Origin of the sequence: Paenibacillus sp. UNC217MF (assembly GCF_000686865.1) — a bacterium.
Lineage (GTDB): Bacteria > Bacillota > Bacilli > Paenibacillales > Paenibacillaceae > Paenibacillus_B > Paenibacillus_B suaedae.
This window is the reverse complement of the sequence record NZ_JMLT01000019.1, coordinates 41,419-59,382: the sequence shown is the minus strand read 5'-3', so window position 1 is coordinate 59,382 and position 17,964 is coordinate 41,419. Positions and strand designations below refer to the sequence as shown.

Genomic DNA, 17,964 nt, shown 5'->3' with positions numbered 1-17,964 from the left:
ACTATCCTTTCATCGGTTTATAGCTGCTTTGATTTCACTTTTTCCTGAATTTTTCATATATGTTTTCAAAAAGAATGAACAGAAAAAGTGCCGGCTAACACGCCGGCACTGAATCATTACACCCAATCTAACGAGCATCGCGCAATACTTTCATCTTCAGGCTTATTTGAGTTTGCCCCTTGTCGTGGAAATAGTGATTGTTCAATAAGATCTGACTTTCCCGCTTTCCGGCTATGCAATAATCTGACAGGCGATCCCTGTGTACGAAACGAAAAAATCTTCTTCACTTATCACCCGACAATAATCGAAATCCGACGTATACCAAGGATCTAGATAATAAAAGTGATTCTCTTCTTTCCGAATCAGTACTACCCAGTGGGCTTCCGTTTCGCAATCGTCTTCATCCTCTTCCTCCCTGTCACGTTCCACCGAAACCATAGCCATAATCGGGCCGTCGAGTAAGCAAGCTTCCCATTCTTCCTCGTAGAACGACATTCGAAACGGAATATCCCGCTTGTATAGGAACCGAAACACATCTTCCGGATATACTCCAATTTGCGGATCCGTTTCCTTGTATCCCTTTTCCAAGGGAGGAACCGCCAAGCGCAGCTCATCTGCCAGTTGCACAAACGAGAACCCCAAGTTCATCTTGTGATAAGACAACAACATCATCATGCTCGCTACTCCGCAAGCAAAGCGGGGATAATAGTCTTGCTCATTCTGGCTCACAAAGAAACTGTGCTCCAAGATTCTACACCCTCCAAATAACCTTTACGTCGGGATCAAAACCGTCCACGGCTCTGTGACGGTAGCAAACGTCAAGCAGACCTTCGTGTGCAATACAGCGATCCTGCTGCGTACCACTATAGCGTAATCAGCATATGGATATCTTTCGGCTCTTTTTGGAAGAGCTCAGGATCTACTTCATCCGTCAACTGGCTGCCATTGCTCTTGTAAAAGGATACCGCCGAGCGAGTTTCCGTTGAAGAAACATAGAGGTGCTTTGCGCCCCTTCTTCTCGCTTCTTCCGCCAACTCATTCATAATGCGCGATCCGATCCCTTGTCTGCGATGAGTCCGAGATACATACATGAGATCAACCTGAAGCTGGTCGTGCTGCTCCCCACGCCATTGATGAGCCAATACGCCGAAGCCTACTAAGGTGTCTCCATCGAAAGCACCGACGGCCATACCGCCGTTCTGCAGTTCGTATACATATCGTTCTTCCATCTCCTGCAGCTGCTCGATGTCCCAATTCGGACATTCGTGGTTCGCATGGATTTCCGTTATCTTGCCGTCATGCATCTCATAAATCAGCTCAATATGCTCCGAGCGATCGATTTCCTTCAATTTGTCCACTTGAGCTTCCGTCATTACTTGATAGTTTATCATTGTACTTCCTCCTATTTTTGCGTGAATGTGTCATTCCAAATCGCTTTTCATCAGCTGGTATAACCAACTGCGACTTATCATGCGGCATTCAGGCAAAATGCAGGACGGGCAGCCATTAGAATCCTGATTCTACAATTATGGATTACCCTTTCACCTCCCTCTTAGATGCTAATCTATTATTGCAACGACGCTATTAATGCAATTGTTCTACTACTTGGATGCAGATTGGCCGCAAAAGGTTTCCGCAAAACATCATCCATTATTATACATCCATTCATCCGCTAACGATAGTGTCATAATTCGAAACATGCCGATGTTATGAGTTAAATATGAAGGTAACAAAAAAAGCATGCTCGAAAAGCCTGTTAGGGAAGCTTTATTGAACATGCTCCGATATTGATTTTACATTTACGAATCTTGCATAATGTGATAACTGCACACACTTCCATCTTCAGCCATGCATGCTGTACGCTCTACTTGGACTTGGAGCAAGGAACGAAATAATTGCAGCTCGCAGCGGCAGGCATGGCCGTACCTGCACGCCACTTTGGCAATCGGACAGTTCTTCTCTTCGAAGGAAAAGGAGCCATCTGCATTCGGATGCACGTTTGCCATGTAGCCTTGTTCATTTTGCACTCTGACGAGCGCCTCCAGCCGATCCTCTAGCGTTTCTCCAGTAACTGTATCTTCATATCGTCGTTTCAGCTTAGTGCTTCTCTGTTCGAAGAACAAAGCCACTCCCGATTCCCCGTACAGCGCCTCAAGCTCATCGAACAGTTCAGTCGCTAGTTCATCATATTGACGTGGATACAGCTCTAATGCAGAATCAGTCAGTTGATAATAATGTGTCGGTCTGCCAACCTGATGGCGCTGCACCTTCGTTACGATGTGCCCCTCTTCTTGCAGTTCCGTTATATATCGCCGAATTGCAACGCCTGTCACATCCATCCGATCAATCAGATCCTGAACTGTGACTGTACCGAGCTTTTTCAGCCAGAACAATACTTGTTCTCTGGAGGTGCTGTCTTGGCCGGAAAGATTTACTACACTCCTATTTAGGCTCATACTCATGCGCATGCTCCTTTCTCTAATCATTCAATGCTCCAAGCTCCGTATATTCCATCGCTGTGATGCAGCCCACACCTTGCAGAAGCAGCGTCCTGCTTCCGCAACGTTTACGCACATCGTGATTAACGTACAGCTTCATTGTAGCGGCGGTTCACTTCTTCCCAATCCACTACATTCCACCAGGAGGACACGAAGTCCGGTCTCCGATTCTGATATTGCAAATAGTAAGCATGCTCCCACACATCCACCACCAGAATAGGCGTTTTGTTCTCCATTAGTGGTGTGTCCTGATTCGGTGTACTCATCACCTCAAGCTTATCTCCGTTCACGACGAGCCAGCCCCAGCCAGATCCGAATCGGCTGATTGCCGCCTTCGTCAGCTCATCCTTCATCTGTTCGAAGCTGCCGAAGTGCTTCTCGATCCCTTTAGAGATGTCTCCATATGGATTGCCCCCGCCGGTAGGACTCATAATCGACCAATATAAACTGTGCCCGTAATGTCCCCCGCCTTGGTTGCGAACCGCAGCACGTATTTCTTCCGGTACATCGTTCAAGTTGCTGATCAATTCTTCAACCGAAGCATTTGCAAATTGCGTACGGCCTTCCAACGCCTTATTTAAATTAGCCACATAAGTGGCATGATGCTTCCCATGGTGGATCTCCATCGTTCTTGCATCCAGATGAGGCTCCAGCTCATCGTATGCATACGGGAGTTCTGGCAAAGTAAATACGTTCATGTAATCATCTCCTTCTTGGTTCGTATATCCGGATATACCTCTAATTATATATTTACCCAAAACTTTTGTATATAGTAAATTATTTTTCCTTAGGGAAACATTTGAGGAGAGATACATGGTTCACGTATTTCAATAAAAAAAAGACGCACCCTTCGAACGCCTCGAATGGATTGTCTTCACTCAACTACCTATTTTGTTGACATGCAATAGCTTCGTACAATATAACAGGCTGAAAACTGGCTGTTCTTTCTTCGTCCCATTGCTGTAGGTAACATATCTATTACAAATGATCTGCGGTCATGTTTGGTTGAATAAGGTTTTTTCGAATCATATTAGCCGACACTGGCTGCTTCCCGACTTCTCTTGCCCAGACCGATAGCTGACCGATATGGTGAATGTGATGGGCTATGGCATGCCGCATCACTTCTCCCCAAGCATACACAAGTACAGTGCCGTCTGGTCGATGATCATAAAAAGGACGCGTCTCCATGCTGTCATTCCATGGGCGAACAAATTCTTCTACTTCAGGCCGAAACTGTTCATCTAGTTGAATGATTTTCTCAAGCGTATTGTACTTCTCGAATCCTTCTTCGAAGTCCTGCTTTCCTTGCAGTACACGAATCCAGCTCCACTCCACGTCAACCACATGGAACAGCGTGGGCAAGATTCCGCCGACTCCACCTATTCGCGGACGAACCAGTTCCTCGTAGGGGATATCTTTACACCATTGATACCATTGTTCTCGAACCGTCCAGTTATAACGAAAAAAGGTCTGCAGGGCGATCCCTCCATATCAATTTCAGGTCATTTGGAACACTACACATTTACGATCTGTCCTGTTTCATTGTAACAATCGTTGATTCGATTACAATTTAAAGATAGCCATGCTAGGTCATTTCTCGCGATTATTTCCTAGGTAATGATCAAAGATTACGATTCACATATTTTTTGTAGTATCCTCTGAACATCTGATAAATTGGATTCATGGCATCAATATCACTTCTGAATATCTCAACTACTTCACATAATTGGCGTTTCTCCAATTCACTGCTATATTCCGATTCTTCAAATTCATTCAACAAATCATAAAAATACTCACAAGGTTCCTTTACGCTTCCTGTCCCATCCGAATACTCCCCTGATTTGCATAAGAAAGAAGCCCATGATAATTCGTTTCTTGCATATCTGAGATATAAACATGCAATGTACTGATCATAGAGCTTGGGATCGTTTTCTATAAATGGTTCGGAATAAAGGTAATGATTCACAATACTAATCGCACTTGCCTGATACTTTGTTACTGCTAATTGAATGATCCAATATGGTGGCTTCGTATAGACGTCAATGATTTCATCACAGAACAGATAAAAATGCTTATACCCGATTAATCTACTTTCCAACATCACACTTAATTTATATGCAAATGGTTTATCCAAAACGAGATCTCTTAAGGTAACTTTCTCATTCGACACAGCATATCCCCTTATTATTGTGGTACTTTCATTCTTATCAAAGAAAGCCTAGTATCTTATTGATCACTCTTTTTCTAATCTTACATTTATCTTCGTTATTGCATTTCAAGGATAACTGCCTTTTCTACGCCTCCAATCCGCCCTAACCTTTCACATATACATACAATTTCCCGTTTTGGGGCTTCCATTCCACTTTCCCTTTGTAATCCCTTTGGACAAGTTCTTTATGCACAACCTTCATCAATGCCCCATGACATATGACAAGGACATTCGATTGATTTTCCGCTTCAATCCAATCGATAACTTCTTTAACCCTTGATAATGTTTGCTGCTTCGTCTCCTCTTGTGAAGAATGAGAGCATAGCCATGCCAATCGTGACAAGATCATCCATACAATGTGCGGCAGCTTGACGTTCGATTGCAACACGGAACGCATTCCAATCTCTCGAAGACGATGGGTTGTGATAATCCTGCCCTTATAAATATGCTCGGCGGTTGTCACTGCTCTTGATAAATTACTAGACACACAGAGATCCCACACTGTGGTGTCATTTGGAGGATCAGCAAGGATGACCTCTGCTTGATCATACTGCTCAACCCAATGATTGAAATCCGCGGAGCTCATCCACTTCTTCTCCGGTTTGCACTGAACGGGAAAATGTCTCACTAGCCCAATCTTCATTCCCTACTCCATCTCCTCATTCAACAACACCATATGGATGTGGTCTTCCCATTTCCCATCAATTTTGAGATATTTCTTGGCTAATCCCTCGAATTGAAATCCCTGCTTCTCCACCACTCTGAGTGAAGCCTTGTTATGCGGCATGATGTTGGCTTCGATGCGATGGAGCTCCAAATCACGAAATGCGATTGCAATCATCATGGTCAACGCTTCAGATATGTACCCTCTTCCTTGCAAATCCTTATCCAGCTTATAACCAAGATGGCAGGATTGAAATGCCCCTCTAATGATATTGCTAAGTGCTATAGAGCCAATAATTCGCTCCGTATCGTCTAGTTCATATATCCATAGTTTGAACAAGTGCCCTCTCTCATATTGAATGCGTTCTTCCCGCAGCACTTTTGCTTGCCACTCCATTGTATAGAAGGCGGGCTCTCTCTTAATCTCCCACGCTGACAAAAATTCCAGATTTCGTACCATGTAGTCCAACACCTGCTCGGCATGGACTTCATCAATTTGCTTCATGACTAATCTCTCGGTTTGAAAAATGGTTGACATCTCACGCCTCCATTTCCATCTTGAATCGTACTTTCTCTGCTGCTTGATATGAAGTATGTTGGGTTATGAAAAAAGCAAGCCTTCACGAGTAGAGACAATGGCTTCTGTTCCCATTCATGAAGGCTGCTTAGTTATTCAAAATGAATTATGATATGTATAATTGAGAGGAGAATAATTCTCTATATGCGTTGGGATTTCGTAGTTTCATATTCGTGTTCATGATCGGATCAAATGTAGAAGTCTAACTGCTCGGCAACACCTCAGTAACGTATTTTACATGAATGAACCATGCTGAGCACCATATGTAGTCATTGATGCTGCCTTTCCTGCCGCATTACAATAGACCGTAGAAAGCTAACTCACACTACCATTAAGTATAACGTAAATTCATAATATTGGAAACAAATGTACAAGACGCTCCTTTTCTCTAAACAACGAGTTAATCTATAATAATTTGTTCCCCTGTTGGGAAAGAATGCAATTTCTCTTTTAAAATAGTAGCAAGGATTTTATATCCTTTTAAACCCGTGCAATGACAAGAATATATCGTATTAATAGGCATTTGCTATAACTCATTACCAATCAAAATGATTTCTTCCTTTGTTTTCCCTAGTGTATTTATAATCGGTATTCCTATTAAATGGAACCCTCCAATGATTACGGCAATGTTCTTATTAGGAAATTTCTACTGCTGCTCCAAATATATTTTATTTCAAAATTCCATGTAGAAGCATTTCGACCGTACGCTGTAGGGCTTCCTCTAGCGACATCCGGCTGCCTTCATTGGCTCTGCGATCCATAAGTTGATATAACGCTCCTACGTACATTTGAATGAACAGATCCATATCAAAAGGTCGAATGTGTTGCTCTTGAATTCCCTGATGGATAAGCAAACGAATATTGTCCCATCCTTCTTGCACATACGCATCTACGAGCTTCCACTGATCTGGATAGAATTTCTTAAGCTCATCCAATGTACGAATATCAGTGAAGGCAAACGCGCTTGGAAGCGTCATTAGTGCTTGCTCTACTTTTTGCACGACAGACAAGGATTCGTCATTCATCATTTGTGCTTCGGTATCCTTCATTTCTTGTATCGATTGCTCAATCAGATACGTAATGATCTGTTCCTTGGAGTCAAAATGCTGATACAACGTCTTTGTGCTTATTCCGAGGCGACTTGCCACATCCCGTATTGCGAATTTCAACCCTCGGGCCTTAATCTCCTCAATGGCAGCTGCCGCAATTCTATCCTGCAAACGATGTACGCCCCCTTTTTATCACTTTCGCCAAAAAGAACAGTGGATATATCAAGAGGAATAGATTCGGTGTCCACCACATGACATCGAAATCCAATCGGATCGCCCAAAAGGAAATGGCCTGCAATCCCGAACAAGAGGTAAGCAGCAAGGAAGCGAAACATAGCGATGACCACACAGGGTTCTTCCTATTGTAATAATAAATGCTTAGCAGTCCTGTAGCCGAAATGAACATATCAAGCGGGATAAAAGACATATTCCAGGCTACAAGCAGCTCATTGCTGTAATCCTGATAGAGATACTCTTTCGGAATCCATCCCATGAACGTAATCGTCCAATACACAATAAACCCAATATCCGTGAATAGCATAAGACCTTTCAATGTTCTTCCCATTTTACTCTCCCCTCGAACATGATGTAAAGAAAACAAGGCGCGGAAAACATATATAACATTATGTTTTTCTTGTTTTCCATCATACCCTTCCTTTTTCCAAGATTCAATAGAGCGCATAAAATTTTTACCAAACTTTAATATTCTCTATACCAAAATAGGTGATATATAGAAGGAGGGATTACAATTATATACAGAGGTGATCATGTTGATCAAAGTTAGACGATTATTACTAATGACCTTGTTATCAGTAACCTTGCTTCCAGTAACAAGTTATTCATCAGCGGAAAATCAGTTTGCCGGTGACCCGCCCACAGTAACAGACGCCGTTTATAACGTTGCGCCTGAACTGGAGGTAGTATCGAGTCTAGCATTGAGGGAAATAAAAGTGTCGAACTCTTCACAGTTAGAGAAAGCAATTGCCCAGGCAACTCCAGGGACAACCATCGTGTTGGCAAATGGTACATACACAGGTAGCAAAGCGCTTCAAATCAGTGATAAACATGGCACGCGTAAAAGTCCGATTACGATTAAAGCCGCAAACCGTGGGCGAGCAATTATTGCGGGTGCTGACGTGTTACACATTGCCCGTTCATCGTATATTGTCGTTGAAGGTCTGAAAATTACGAACACCGGAACTGCCGACCGCAGTGCAGCGGTTCAGCTAGACGGCTCAAACCATATTCGACTGACACGCAATACATTTGCCGTTCCTTCAACTGGGAATAAGACGATCTGGCTGGAGATCAAAGGTGAGAACAGCTCTGACAACCATATTGATCGCAATGATTTCAACGGGAAAAGCGATCCTGGACCAGTAATTGCTTTTAGTGGATTTATAAAGGAAACTAATAAACAAATTTCTCAGCGTGACGTGATTGAATACAACCATTTCCGCAACGTTGCGTTTTCTGAAGCAAACGGCAATGAAACGATTCGTCTTGGAACATCGAAGATCTCCTTAACCAAGGGTGAAATCAAAGTCCAATACAATCTATTCGAGAATTGTGACGGCGATCTAGAGGTGGTGTCGGTAAAATCAGGCGACAATGAGGTTAGGTATAACACTTTCATAAATAATCGTGGCGGTTTGATAGCCAGACATGGTCACAAAAATAAGTTTTACGGCAACTTCTTTTTTGGGGATGGCGTGAAGGAGAAGGTACTAGGCATTCGGGTATACGGAAATGATCATGAAATTTATAACAATTATATGGAAGGCATAACAGGTGATGCAATATTGCTGGACAGCGGCAGGTATGACGGTGGAACAGACGGGACACCAGAGAATCTTACAAATGAAGATTTGAGTTCCCACTGGCGAGTGTATCGTGCAACAGTCGTAAATAACACCATTGTTAACAGTAAAGTCGGGATTACGGTCGGTTCAACGAATGCGACTAAAAAATACGCCCCAACTGGAAGCTGGATAGCCAACAATATCGTCGCAAACAAGACGGGCATCTTATATCACGAGCCTAGCAGCACCGACACTGTCTTCAAGGGTAACATCGGCTTCGGTAGCACATTGAGCAATGCATCACGCAGCACTTCTGAAATATCTGCCAAAAATCCGGATTTCACCATCACCGAAGGCTTGCATAAACTATCTGCCAAGAGCCCAGCAATAAATAAAGCAGTAAGTGATAGCCAGCTTGAAAAGCGAGTGAAAGTGGCAGATGATATGGATGGTCAACCACGCTCGAAAACCGATGTAGGCGCTGATGAATTCTCGAATGCAGCTAGTAGTCGCAAACCGCTTAAACCATCTGATGTGGGTCCAAACGCACCGGAATAGACGGGATATAGTAATGAACTCATTATAACTCCTCATATCCGTCTTTCTGTTATAGACAATAAGTACCCTATCGAGAGACTTTTTTAAAGTGTCCACTCGATAGGGTACAGTTTATCGCAAGGGCATATTTTTTATTTTTATTGCATTTATTGCAACTTTCGATCGTGAATCACGCCGAACATCCCAGTCATTCCATCATGGTTATGGAACCCGTATTGCTCATAGAAATCCTCTTTCCCTTTCGAAGCAAATAAACCAACGAACGATTTATCTGGTGCCGTTTCTTCCAGATAGGCTCTGAGCGTCTCCATAATCAGTTTGCCGACTCCATTACCCTGATGCTCTGGAGCTACAGCAATATCCTGGATATAGAAATAAATCTGTCCGTCCCCTACAACTCTTCCCATTCCCACAATTTCTTCTTGATCATGCACAACGACGCCGAACAATGAATTGCGGAGCGATTCTCCAACAACATCAAAGTTCATGTACTCTTTCCATCCGACTGCACTGCATATTTTCTCATATTCAATTACAGTCGGAATTCTCGTCTCTATTGTATAGTTTCTGCTCATTTACCATTCTCCAATCTACTAGATCTCCCTGAATACAGAAGATTTACTTCACGATCATGTGTTTTCAATCAGCTACAAGTTCTGAGGGAGTTTCTTTTTGATAATTCTCATCTGGCCTCGGTGATTGATTTCATCCTCAAACACATGGAACCATTTGAAATAGTTGTTCGTAGGTTTACCATGCCAGAAGGGAGCTTCTTCATGCAGCCACTCATCATTTCTGCTCTTGAATCCATCGAGTGTACGCTGTCTAACTTCGTCAAACAACGTTAAATAGAAGTTCAGATCATGCCCCTTAATCAACTGCTGGCCTTTCTCCCCTAACTCTAATGCGGCTCCCCACGTTAGCAGTTCCTGCTCGGTTAATTCACGATGCTCGAATGTAAATGCTTGATACGCAAATTCAACAGCAGCCATATGGTATAGCAGCGCTCCAATGGAATTGCTGTGTGGATCTATCACATAATCCAATTGTGCCTGACTTAATCCCTCTACCGTATTCATCGTTGTGTAGCGCGCATAATTCATCATCGAAACGAGCCTGCTGATTTCTGGAGTAAAACCATCAATATCAGTGATCAGAAATAACTTTTCCATATCCATTGTCTTCTTCCCCCTTTTAATGGTATACAGCCCACTCCACATGATACTAATTCAACCTTTGTTTCTATATTATATTTACAAATAACCGCTGCGAGTATCGAATATTGCAGAATCCAATTGACTCCACGGAGTAAAGGTTGTAGTCAACGGATACCGCTGTCCGGATTCTGCAGAACGATAAGCCCCGAACATAATCTCGTGGACATGCAACTGCTGCTTCGCGGATTGAATAGGCTGTTCTCCTGTACGAAGGCAATGAGCAAAGTAACCGATTACACTTTCACTTTGATGCAGTGCGAATTCGTCTCGTGGGAGATAACAATTCTCAAGTCCTCTCCAGCTTACTTGCTCCGCACCTGGAATTACTTGATCAGGCGAATGAATCACAAGCGGATAACCGCTGTCATTCAATGCTATCGTCCCCTTGCGACCGTAAATGATCGTGTTGTTCTGCTTAAATGCCATCCCCCATAAGGAGCGAATAACCGCATGCTGTCCTCCGGCAAATTGCAGGATCAGCGTCACATTGTCATCTACATCGCTGGACACCTTCTTGCCATCACCAACGATTCGATTTGGTATCAGTGTATTCACTTCTGCCATAACACTGACGGCAGGCCCTAATAGGCCGATTAGGCGGCTAAGTGGATATACCAAACAATCCAGAACCGCTCCGCCATGCGCGACAGATTTATCATAATACCAGTTGTCTCTCCAAGGCCCCGGCAGAGACAACTGCGCCTCCGCACCGGTAATCTTCCCAATATATCGTTCATTCACATAATCGACAGCCGTTAGATACACGGGATGCAAATCATACGGCAAGTTCATTAATATCACTTGTTTCTCTTCAGCAATAGCAACCATACGCCGACATTCTTCCAGCGAGGTTGCCATTGGCTTCTCATTGAGCACATGAAGCCCTCTTTCAAGTGCAGCGAGCACGGGTTCCGCATGTATCGAATGAGGGGTTGTGACGACGACGCCATCCAACTGCTCCTTGTCCATCATTTCACGATAATCATCATACCAGCTAGGAACTCCATATTCTTCTGCTTTTCTCTCTGCATTGTACAGATGTCTGGAATAAGTTGCGACAAATTGCACGCCTTCCAGCCCAGCTGCTTGTTCAAAGTAGCGGTTGCTCACATGCCCGCTGCCAATCATGCCTAACTTAATCGTCCTCATGTGATGTCTCCTCAAATGATATCATTTCACCAAATCCTTGACATGAATTCCTCTTATTCTTCCAAACCGCACACAAAATTGTCCAAGCATTCTCTCTTAATTCAGCATATCTTACTACTATCAAACAAAAGGAGTTGATAGGTTTGGCACGTATTCTCGATAAAGCTGCGGTTCAGCCACGCAGTAGATTCAACCCAGCAAATGCAGTTACGATCCGAAGAGCAAGAACTCGACTCGCTACAATCTCGATACGAATTCCAATGAACTCTCAACCGAATCGCGTAGACTTGGTAGCAACCGTAGGGGTTAAAGGTGTGACTGGAATTGCGCAAATCCTGTTTCGCATATTCCGCGATGGTAGAGAAATTTTCAATACGCAGCAAGGAATCGAATCCGCCGGTTCTGAACAGAATTACGTAGTTACCTTCCAGGCCGAAGATAGAAATGTAAGAACGGGCACACATGTTTATACGGTCACAGCAGAAAACCGTACGGCAAATACGAGAGCCGATATCGTTGGGCCAATATCGTTTAGTGGTTTAGCTGTTAAAACAAGAAACTAATAGATATTTTTCTATATCTTTAATAGGATTCTTATATTCCCAGGGTTGTATTTGGATCTTATTTCTAATCTAAAGCATACCGCATCATGATCTACACTAGCAAATGCATGATTCCAGCACTTAACTCTATTCAATCAATCTTAATAAGAAGTCACAAGCCAGCATATCGAACAGGATAAATTGAATAGTAGCGATGGCCTTGTAATACTTTTCATAAAAAAAACGGCAATCTGCTCTCATGAAACAGGGAGACAGATTGCCGCTTCAGCTCTATGTAAGCATGTCGAAGTGCCACCTATAGGGCCCATAACTTGTTGCGAATGGACGAACAGGCGGAACGAAGGAGACCGACACGCTCTCAGCTCAACTCAGCTCAATTCGTATTGCTGCTCAACGGTGCAGGGATTCGTATTTATGATGATAGATGATACTCCAGTTGCATATCTCTCGGGTCGCTTTCATACAGCTTTTCATTTACTTCCGCTGCTTCCTTACATCCCAATGCACAGTAGAATGCGATTGTATCCTCTGCAGAGCCGGCGCAAATATAAATTTTATCTGCTCCCCATTCTCTCGCTGTTTCGGCACAAGTCCGGAATAATACTTTGCCGATCCCCTTATTGCGATACTCTAAAGAAATAAATAAAGAGTCTAGCAGTACATACTTGTATGCTTGCCCAAACATCTCTCGATTGATCGTTCCGAACCCGACCAATTTTCCCGTATCCTCAAATACGCCAACCGCACAGCCATCCTGATTGATGGTTTGTTTCAATTTCGAGAGGTAATGCTCATAGCCATCAGGCCAATCATTCTCTTGATAATTAATTTCGATTAATCGACGTACACCATCTACTTCCCGCCATGCCCTTTTGATGTACTGAGACGGATTAATTTCTTGGATTCGTTCACACTCATCCATCGTTAAACTGCGATATATGTAAGACATGTTCCATTCTCCACTCAATCCTGATTTATTGTTACGCTGTAGTTAGTAGTGCCGCATGTACGCAACCGCAACCGATAATGGATGAAAGTTATTATTTTGCTAGCAGATCCTTCTTATAGAAGTGGTGCCGAAAGCCAATCGGTGCATCCTCAATAATCGCAATTGCTTCATAGCCATACTTTTTGTAAAATTCCGGCGCCTGAAAGCTGAACGTATTTAAGGTTATGAAGGTGCAGTTCTTTTCTCTGGCGATGCGATCTGCTTCCTGCAGCAATTGCGCGCCGTGGCCTTCTCCACGATGTCCTTCATCCACCCACAAAATATCGATCTCCATCCAATTCCAACATACGATACCGTTAAGTCCGGCGATGATTTCGCCTGTATCATTTTTGACACAAAGATGAACCTCTTCGAATCTAACATTTGGGACAATCTTTTTATTGAACTCAATCAATTTATTTCGTACATATTCAGCTTCCTCAGTTGTACCACGTGAAACACTGTAGTTGTCTGGCATAACTCATAGCCCCCATCTTTCATAGATTAGTGCCTACATTTCTGCATAAGCTCAAATAGCATATATCTTGAGTATACACGAGTATCATCCAAAACAAAGTGCATACTTCGATTCAAAAATGACATTGACCCTTAATCCTTCCATGTCATTATAAAAAATGATCGATTCTGAGCTCAGCCCTGTTGCTCCCACTCTTCCCGCAGCATGCCCATACGAATAGAATCGTAATATAACCCATTGTATAACCGGCACTTTCGAAGTCTCCCTTCGCATGTCATGCCAAGCTTTTCGGCAACCCTTATCATCCTCTCGTTCCCAGACCAGGTCGTCAGACCGATTCTTACGAGCGGCAGTTCGGCAAATAAATGATCGATCCATAAACGCAATGCTTCTGTTCCGTATCCTCCATTCCAATACTGTGGATTATAGATTACAATGCCGATCTCCAGCCAATTGGATGGCTTGTGTTCCCAGTAATAGCTCACAAAGCCGATTATCTCGCCGTTCACATCTATTAACATTTCAGGCGTAGGCTTCGGATCCATATCTATAAATCTCGTCATCTCTTCTTGGTATTCTTCATAACTCTTGCTCTCAAGAGGATAGTACGGAGCGTCCCACTTCTTCCATTCCGGCTCTGCTTCACCGTATATGAACGAGTATAATTGATGTATATCGTCTAATGTAATATTGCGTAAACGAACTCTACTTTCGATTCGAACAACCTGCTTTTCATTCATTCCCTTCCACCTCATTAATAGGATGTCATTACACGCTAAGAAATTTCGTCCCCTCATCCTTCCGATTGCCGACGATATTTCTTGTTTACAACATACACTTTATCCCAGCGTTAAGGTCAAGCATATAAAAGGCAGATGAGGGCGACTCTTATTTGTGCAAACGATGACGAAGGTATCATTCATATTTAACAGTTATCCCTAAGAGGTATTTATAATGCCAATTGGCATTCCTAAGAGTAGCAACAACGGGATCAGCGGATTTGGGGGCATAGGTGGTAGATTTGAGTGCTACCATCCGCTTAACGTTCATATTTCCAATTCTTTGCCTATCACCTTGTTGCATTGAAAAAAGTCCCTACACACATCAGCGATGCTTGATGTACGTAAGGACTTTTGGATTTGCGCATACGACGTTACCTTCGTTGCTGCTTACAACAACTTGCTCTATGGATGTTGGCGGTTGACACTACCGAACCGGTCACTATTTCGTAAAACGAACAGTATGTGTACGTCCCTTGGCTCCCGCAGTATTCACCGTCAGTTTAATCGAAGGCTCTGTCTGCTGCACCGTAATCGTTGAATCCGCCGATGCCAGCCTCCACCCCTTGCGATTCAATTCCATCACGACTTGCGATTGGTTCTGGGTTGGATCGGATACAGCAATGACCAGCTCCGAATCCGTCTCCTTCACCAGTGCGGAGGCCGGTTGCTTGGACGCTATTCCGTCCACAACCGCAGGCAACCAATAATTGATCGCAGTTATACCCAGCTTATGCTCGCGAACTGACTGCACGCTCGTGCCATTGCTCAGCACGGTAATGTCCGGTGCTTGGCTGTAGCGAAGGGTCGCTTGTGCATCATAATTCGGCAGCAGCACATACGAATAGGAGCCGATATTCGGATTCGCGCCATGATCGAAGGCAAGACTGACATACTCTCTCGTAATCGGTGATGCAGAGCCGCCGTTATTGACGTCCTTCCACGCTCCAGTACGAGCCTCGCGCTTGCCTTGAAGCTTAGCTGCTTTCGGGAAATAGTATCCAATATTCCCCTTGCCGTTCCCGTTTAAATGAGCCCATGACACGTCAGAAAACTTCTCCGACCACCCTGGTTGTACCGGTAGAACAGTACCATTTACAGTTAGTGCCCCACTACCTTCACTTACTTTGCGGTTATCGACAATCGTCTCGACTTGACGCCCATCTCCGCCCGTAATGCCTGTACCAAGCGCAACGATTTCATTGTCGAAGGCAAACCATGACTTTTTCCCCGTTAAAGAGCTGTTCTCCACAGTAAACTCCATGCCGGCTGCCCCATACTGACCGTCGAGGGAGGCTCCGCCTACCCATGATTTCGGACTAAGGTAATATTTCCAGTCGCGCAAGGGACTGGACGAGCCGTCTGTGGTCGTGCCCGGCAATCGCAGCATGTCTGCAGTAGCCCAGTAACCGTCGCTGTATTGGGTAATGTCATCATTATATAAGTAGGTCATACCGTTCCCCGTATGCCATGCTTTCTTGTTCTCTCCATTGCCGTACTCATAGCTCGCTATTCGCTTGGAAGACATACTGATACCGAAACCAAAACCAGGCCGCAAATGAATGACTCTATCCATGCCGGCAAATACCTGATGCTTGACCAAATCTTCCGCTGGTGAAATGGAGGTATCTTGCAGCAGGTTCTTCATTAAAGCGATATCGTATGTTCCTAGGCCAACATAGTAATTGTCGAAGGAAACATCCTGCTGAAGCCAGGCCTTGACGGCAGACTTCATGCGAGTAGACTCCGCAGCAGGAGCGGCCTCGGACAGCCGCAGGATGCTCTTGATCGCGCCGCGGCCGGCAGTGTGATCGGTCGACAGTTCGCGGGATATTGCACGGCCGCGCACCATATCCATCATAGCGCCCTTGTATATAAGCGGCTCGAAGGAATCCTCAATCCAGCGGTATATGTTCGCCGCCTGCGGATCGATAACCTGCCATGGCGATCCATTCAGCAAATAGAGCATCTCGGACAGCCGATCCAGCAATACCGTTCCATAGCTGCCTGTATATGCAATGACATCGTGCTGCACGAATGAGCCATCCGCATAGAAACCGTCCCCCCGAGTTACATATGGAAATACCGGATTTATCGCGTCTCGGCCTTGCATCAGCTTCGCATTCGAAGCACCCGTCGCTCCTCTTAGAATCACAACGAAGGCCTTGTCTACTAGGTTAGCGCCCGTTTCCATAAGGCTGGGCTGCACCGTTCTTCTTGTCGGGTCTGGGACAAACGCATCAATCGCGCGATTGTAGCTTTTGATTTGAGCGGCAGACAGATCATCGAACAGCAACACCGTAATATCGTTCAAATATTGTGGAGAGCCGATCTCCCAATCCCACCAGTTTTTATAAGGAGCGACACGCTCATTGTAGCGATTGGCATACATCCAATCGAGTCCGCTCATAAGATCTTCGCGCAGCTGCGGATCGCGATACAGCGACGAGCCTTGCGTAGCGTATGCCAGCGCCATTTGCCGCAGGCGTTGAAATGCGCCCGTTACATGAGCCGATTCAGCTCGGCTGGACAGGTCGCTCCATAGCGAGCTGCGATCTGCCTGCTTGTTCATCGTATTCCAGAACCCTGTGCCGCTGCCATTGCTTACACTCTCCACTAAAGAAGCAATCGCCGCGTTCATATCCGAATCCGCCGAATGATAACTGGCATTGCCGGTCAATTGCTGAATGCGCTTATCGCGCACAGCCTTGAATTGTGCTGCATCTGCTGGAGGATTGGTAGGTTCGCTGCCGCTATTGCTTAGGCGAATCGCATCATACCATGCCTCCCCAGCCGCACTCTCATAGAACAGCTCCACCTTCAAGCGGGTTGCCTGCTGCGGAATGGACAGTTCCAAACGCTGCTCCGTCCAATCATGCGTTCCGAACAGCGGAGATGAAGATGGACCAGAACTGATTTTATCATTCGAGCTGTTCAAATATTGCGTGCGAATAAAAGCCCCGCCGTAAGAAACACTCGACTGCAAGTCCTTAGTCCGCAGCCAGCCCGTGAGTGTGTACGATTCGCCTGGCGTTACGTCAACGGTTTGCAGAACGTCTGCCCGCGCATATTCAGCACTGCTGATAGTAAGCGACCGCTCCCCTTCATAATAGATATCCGAATCTAAGGACAGGATCGGCTTGCCGGATGGAACCCACTCACTCCAGTAGCTGGGCTGCAATGCGCTCCAAGGTTCCCCTGGAGGCTGTCCCGCTTCAAAGCTGCCGTTAAGCAGATTGCCTGCTTCCGCTCTAGCATTTGGCTGTCCCATAACGGGAATAAGAGAGCACAGCAAGAACACCGCTAACGTGACACGAATAACGCGATGTGGCCATTGTTTCATTATGTATTTCCTCCTAATGGTTTGATGATTTATTTGTAAGCGTTATCATAAATAGATAGCTCAACTATAAGCGATCCGACCAAAAGGAGTG

At 44.7% G+C, this 17,964-nt stretch carries 19 protein-coding genes; 2 read left to right on the top strand and 17 right to left on the bottom strand.

The genetic code is table 11. The features are described 5' to 3' along the window. Positions 1–231: 231 nt before the first annotated feature. From BP95_RS0111925 to BP95_RS0111875, 10 genes are all read right to left on the bottom strand, one after another. Complete coding sequence (locus BP95_RS0111925; protein ID WP_028532267.1) at positions 232–747, bottom strand: hypothetical protein; 516 nt, start codon at positions 745–747, stop codon at positions 232–234. A 116-nt stretch (positions 748–863) separates the two neighbouring features. After that, positions 864–1,391: a GNAT family N-acetyltransferase gene (locus BP95_RS0111920; RefSeq protein WP_021255934.1), complete on the bottom strand. Its 528-nt coding sequence runs from the start codon at positions 1,389–1,391 to the stop codon at positions 864–866. Between the two features lie 408 nt (positions 1,392–1,799). Continuing rightward, positions 1,800–2,462, bottom strand: coding sequence for a helix-turn-helix transcriptional regulator (locus BP95_RS0111915; protein ID WP_051249998.1), 663 nt, complete (start codon positions 2,460–2,462; stop codon positions 1,800–1,802). 119 nt (positions 2,463–2,581) lie between these two features. Continuing rightward, positions 2,582–3,196 carry a superoxide dismutase gene (locus tag BP95_RS0111905; protein WP_028532265.1) on the bottom strand — a complete coding sequence of 205 codons (615 nt, stop codon included), beginning with the start codon at positions 3,194–3,196 and terminating at the stop codon, positions 2,582–2,584. Between the two features lie 280 nt (positions 3,197–3,476). Next, entirely contained in the window at positions 3,477–3,974 is a 498-nt protein-coding gene (locus tag BP95_RS0111900; protein ID WP_028532264.1) for a DinB family protein, read from the bottom strand. A gap of 145 nt (positions 3,975–4,119) precedes the next feature. Next, positions 4,120–4,668 carry a hypothetical protein gene (locus tag BP95_RS0111895; RefSeq protein ID WP_231515101.1) on the bottom strand — a complete coding sequence of 183 codons (549 nt, stop codon included), beginning with the start codon at positions 4,666–4,668 and terminating at the stop codon, positions 4,120–4,122. Positions 4,669–4,810: 142 nt separating this feature from the next. After that, positions 4,811–5,350, bottom strand: a complete 540-nt coding sequence (locus tag BP95_RS0111890) for a histidine phosphatase family protein (protein WP_021255939.1) — start codon at positions 5,348–5,350, stop codon at positions 4,811–4,813. A 3-nt stretch (positions 5,351–5,353) separates the two neighbouring features. Next, positions 5,354–5,908 carry a GNAT family N-acetyltransferase gene (locus tag BP95_RS0111885; RefSeq protein WP_028532262.1) on the bottom strand — a complete coding sequence of 185 codons (555 nt, stop codon included), beginning with the start codon at positions 5,906–5,908 and terminating at the stop codon, positions 5,354–5,356. Between the two features lie 707 nt (positions 5,909–6,615). Beyond that, entirely contained in the window at positions 6,616–7,167 is a 552-nt protein-coding gene (locus BP95_RS0111880; RefSeq protein ID WP_021255941.1) for a TetR/AcrR family transcriptional regulator, read from the bottom strand. Beyond that, positions 7,157–7,561: a YvaD family protein gene (locus BP95_RS0111875; RefSeq protein ID WP_021255942.1), complete on the bottom strand. Its 405-nt coding sequence runs from the start codon at positions 7,559–7,561 to the stop codon at positions 7,157–7,159. Before BP95_RS0111875 ends, BP95_RS0111880 begins: the two co-directional genes overlap by 11 nt. A gap of 202 nt (positions 7,562–7,763) precedes the next feature. Between BP95_RS0111875 and BP95_RS0111870 the strand changes: the two genes are divergently transcribed. Further along, on the top strand, positions 7,764–9,356 hold the full coding sequence (locus tag BP95_RS0111870) for a polysaccharide lyase 6 family protein (RefSeq protein WP_231515100.1): 1,593 nt from the start codon (positions 7,764–7,766) through the stop codon (positions 9,354–9,356). 146 nt (positions 9,357–9,502) lie between these two features. On the opposite strand, the gene BP95_RS0111865 is transcribed toward BP95_RS0111870, so the two are convergent. The 3 genes from BP95_RS0111865 to BP95_RS0111855 form a co-directional block, all read right to left on the bottom strand. Further along, positions 9,503–9,931, bottom strand: a complete 429-nt coding sequence (locus BP95_RS0111865; RefSeq protein WP_021255943.1) for a GNAT family N-acetyltransferase — start codon at positions 9,929–9,931, stop codon at positions 9,503–9,505. Between the two features lie 72 nt (positions 9,932–10,003). After that, positions 10,004–10,528, bottom strand: coding sequence for a DinB family protein (locus tag BP95_RS0111860; protein WP_028532260.1), 525 nt, complete (start codon positions 10,526–10,528; stop codon positions 10,004–10,006). A gap of 81 nt (positions 10,529–10,609) precedes the next feature. Then, a complete protein-coding gene (locus tag BP95_RS0111855) occupies positions 10,610–11,722 on the bottom strand; it encodes a Gfo/Idh/MocA family protein (RefSeq protein ID WP_021255945.1) in 1,113 nt (370 codons plus the stop codon). Between the two features lie 143 nt (positions 11,723–11,865). On the opposite strand from BP95_RS0111855, the gene BP95_RS0111850 reads away from it, so the two are divergent. Beyond that, positions 11,866–12,285 (top strand): hypothetical protein, encoded by a 420-nt coding sequence (locus BP95_RS0111850; protein ID WP_021255946.1) that lies wholly within the window; start codon positions 11,866–11,868, stop codon positions 12,283–12,285. A 412-nt stretch (positions 12,286–12,697) separates the two neighbouring features. Here BP95_RS0111850 and BP95_RS0111845 read toward each other — a convergent pair whose 3' ends face one another. The 4 genes from BP95_RS0111845 to BP95_RS30190 form a co-directional block, all read right to left on the bottom strand. Then, a complete protein-coding gene (locus BP95_RS0111845) occupies positions 12,698–13,234 on the bottom strand; it encodes a GNAT family N-acetyltransferase (protein WP_021255947.1) in 537 nt (178 codons plus the stop codon). Between the two features lie 91 nt (positions 13,235–13,325). Then, the gene (locus BP95_RS0111840) at positions 13,326–13,751 is read right to left on the bottom strand and encodes a GNAT family N-acetyltransferase (RefSeq protein ID WP_021255948.1); all 426 of its coding nucleotides are present in this window, start codon (positions 13,749–13,751) and stop codon (positions 13,326–13,328) included. A gap of 173 nt (positions 13,752–13,924) precedes the next feature. Beyond that, positions 13,925–14,491, bottom strand: a complete 567-nt coding sequence (locus BP95_RS0111835) for a GNAT family N-acetyltransferase (protein WP_021255949.1) — start codon at positions 14,489–14,491, stop codon at positions 13,925–13,927. 481 nt (positions 14,492–14,972) lie between these two features. Further along, positions 14,973–17,873, bottom strand: a complete 2,901-nt coding sequence (locus BP95_RS30190; protein ID WP_051614062.1) for a polysaccharide lyase 8 family protein — start codon at positions 17,871–17,873, stop codon at positions 14,973–14,975. Positions 17,874–17,964 lie beyond the last annotated feature (91 nt).

Excerpts from the sequence above, each read along its gene's own strand:
- BP95_RS0111835 (WP_021255949.1), bottom strand. The coding sequence starts at position 14,491 with ATGAATGAAAAGCAGGTTGTTCGAATCGAAAGTAGAGTTCGTTTACGC.
- BP95_RS0111885 (WP_028532262.1), bottom strand. The coding sequence starts at position 5,908 with ATGTCAACCATTTTTCAAACCGAGAGATTAGTCATGAAGCAAATTGAT.
- BP95_RS0111890 (WP_021255939.1), bottom strand. The coding sequence starts at position 5,350 with ATGAAGATTGGGCTAGTGAGACATTTTCCCGTTCAGTGCAAACCGGAG.
- BP95_RS0111855 (WP_021255945.1), bottom strand. The coding sequence starts at position 11,722 with ATGAGGACGATTAAGTTAGGCATGATTGGCAGCGGGCATGTGAGCAAC.
- BP95_RS0111840 (WP_021255948.1), bottom strand. The coding sequence starts at position 13,751 with ATGCCAGACAACTACAGTGTTTCACGTGGTACAACTGAGGAAGCTGAA.
- BP95_RS0111920 (WP_021255934.1), bottom strand. The coding sequence starts at position 1,391 with ATGATAAACTATCAAGTAATGACGGAAGCTCAAGTGGACAAATTGAAG.
- BP95_RS0111870 (WP_231515100.1), top strand. The coding sequence starts at position 7,764 with ATGTTGATCAAAGTTAGACGATTATTACTAATGACCTTGTTATCAGTA.
- BP95_RS30190 (WP_051614062.1), bottom strand. The coding sequence starts at position 17,873 with ATGAAACAATGGCCACATCGCGTTATTCGTGTCACGTTAGCGGTGTTC.
- BP95_RS0111915 (WP_051249998.1), bottom strand. The coding sequence starts at position 2,462 with ATGAGTATGAGCCTAAATAGGAGTGTAGTAAATCTTTCCGGCCAAGAC.
- BP95_RS0111875 (WP_021255942.1), bottom strand. The coding sequence starts at position 7,561 with ATGGGAAGAACATTGAAAGGTCTTATGCTATTCACGGATATTGGGTTT.
- BP95_RS0111865 (WP_021255943.1), bottom strand. The coding sequence starts at position 9,931 with ATGAGCAGAAACTATACAATAGAGACGAGAATTCCGACTGTAATTGAA.
- BP95_RS0111845 (WP_021255947.1), bottom strand. The coding sequence starts at position 13,234 with ATGTCTTACATATATCGCAGTTTAACGATGGATGAGTGTGAACGAATC.
- BP95_RS0111905 (WP_028532265.1), bottom strand. The coding sequence starts at position 3,196 with ATGAACGTATTTACTTTGCCAGAACTCCCGTATGCATACGATGAGCTG.
- BP95_RS0111860 (WP_028532260.1), bottom strand. The coding sequence starts at position 10,528 with ATGGAAAAGTTATTTCTGATCACTGATATTGATGGTTTTACTCCAGAA.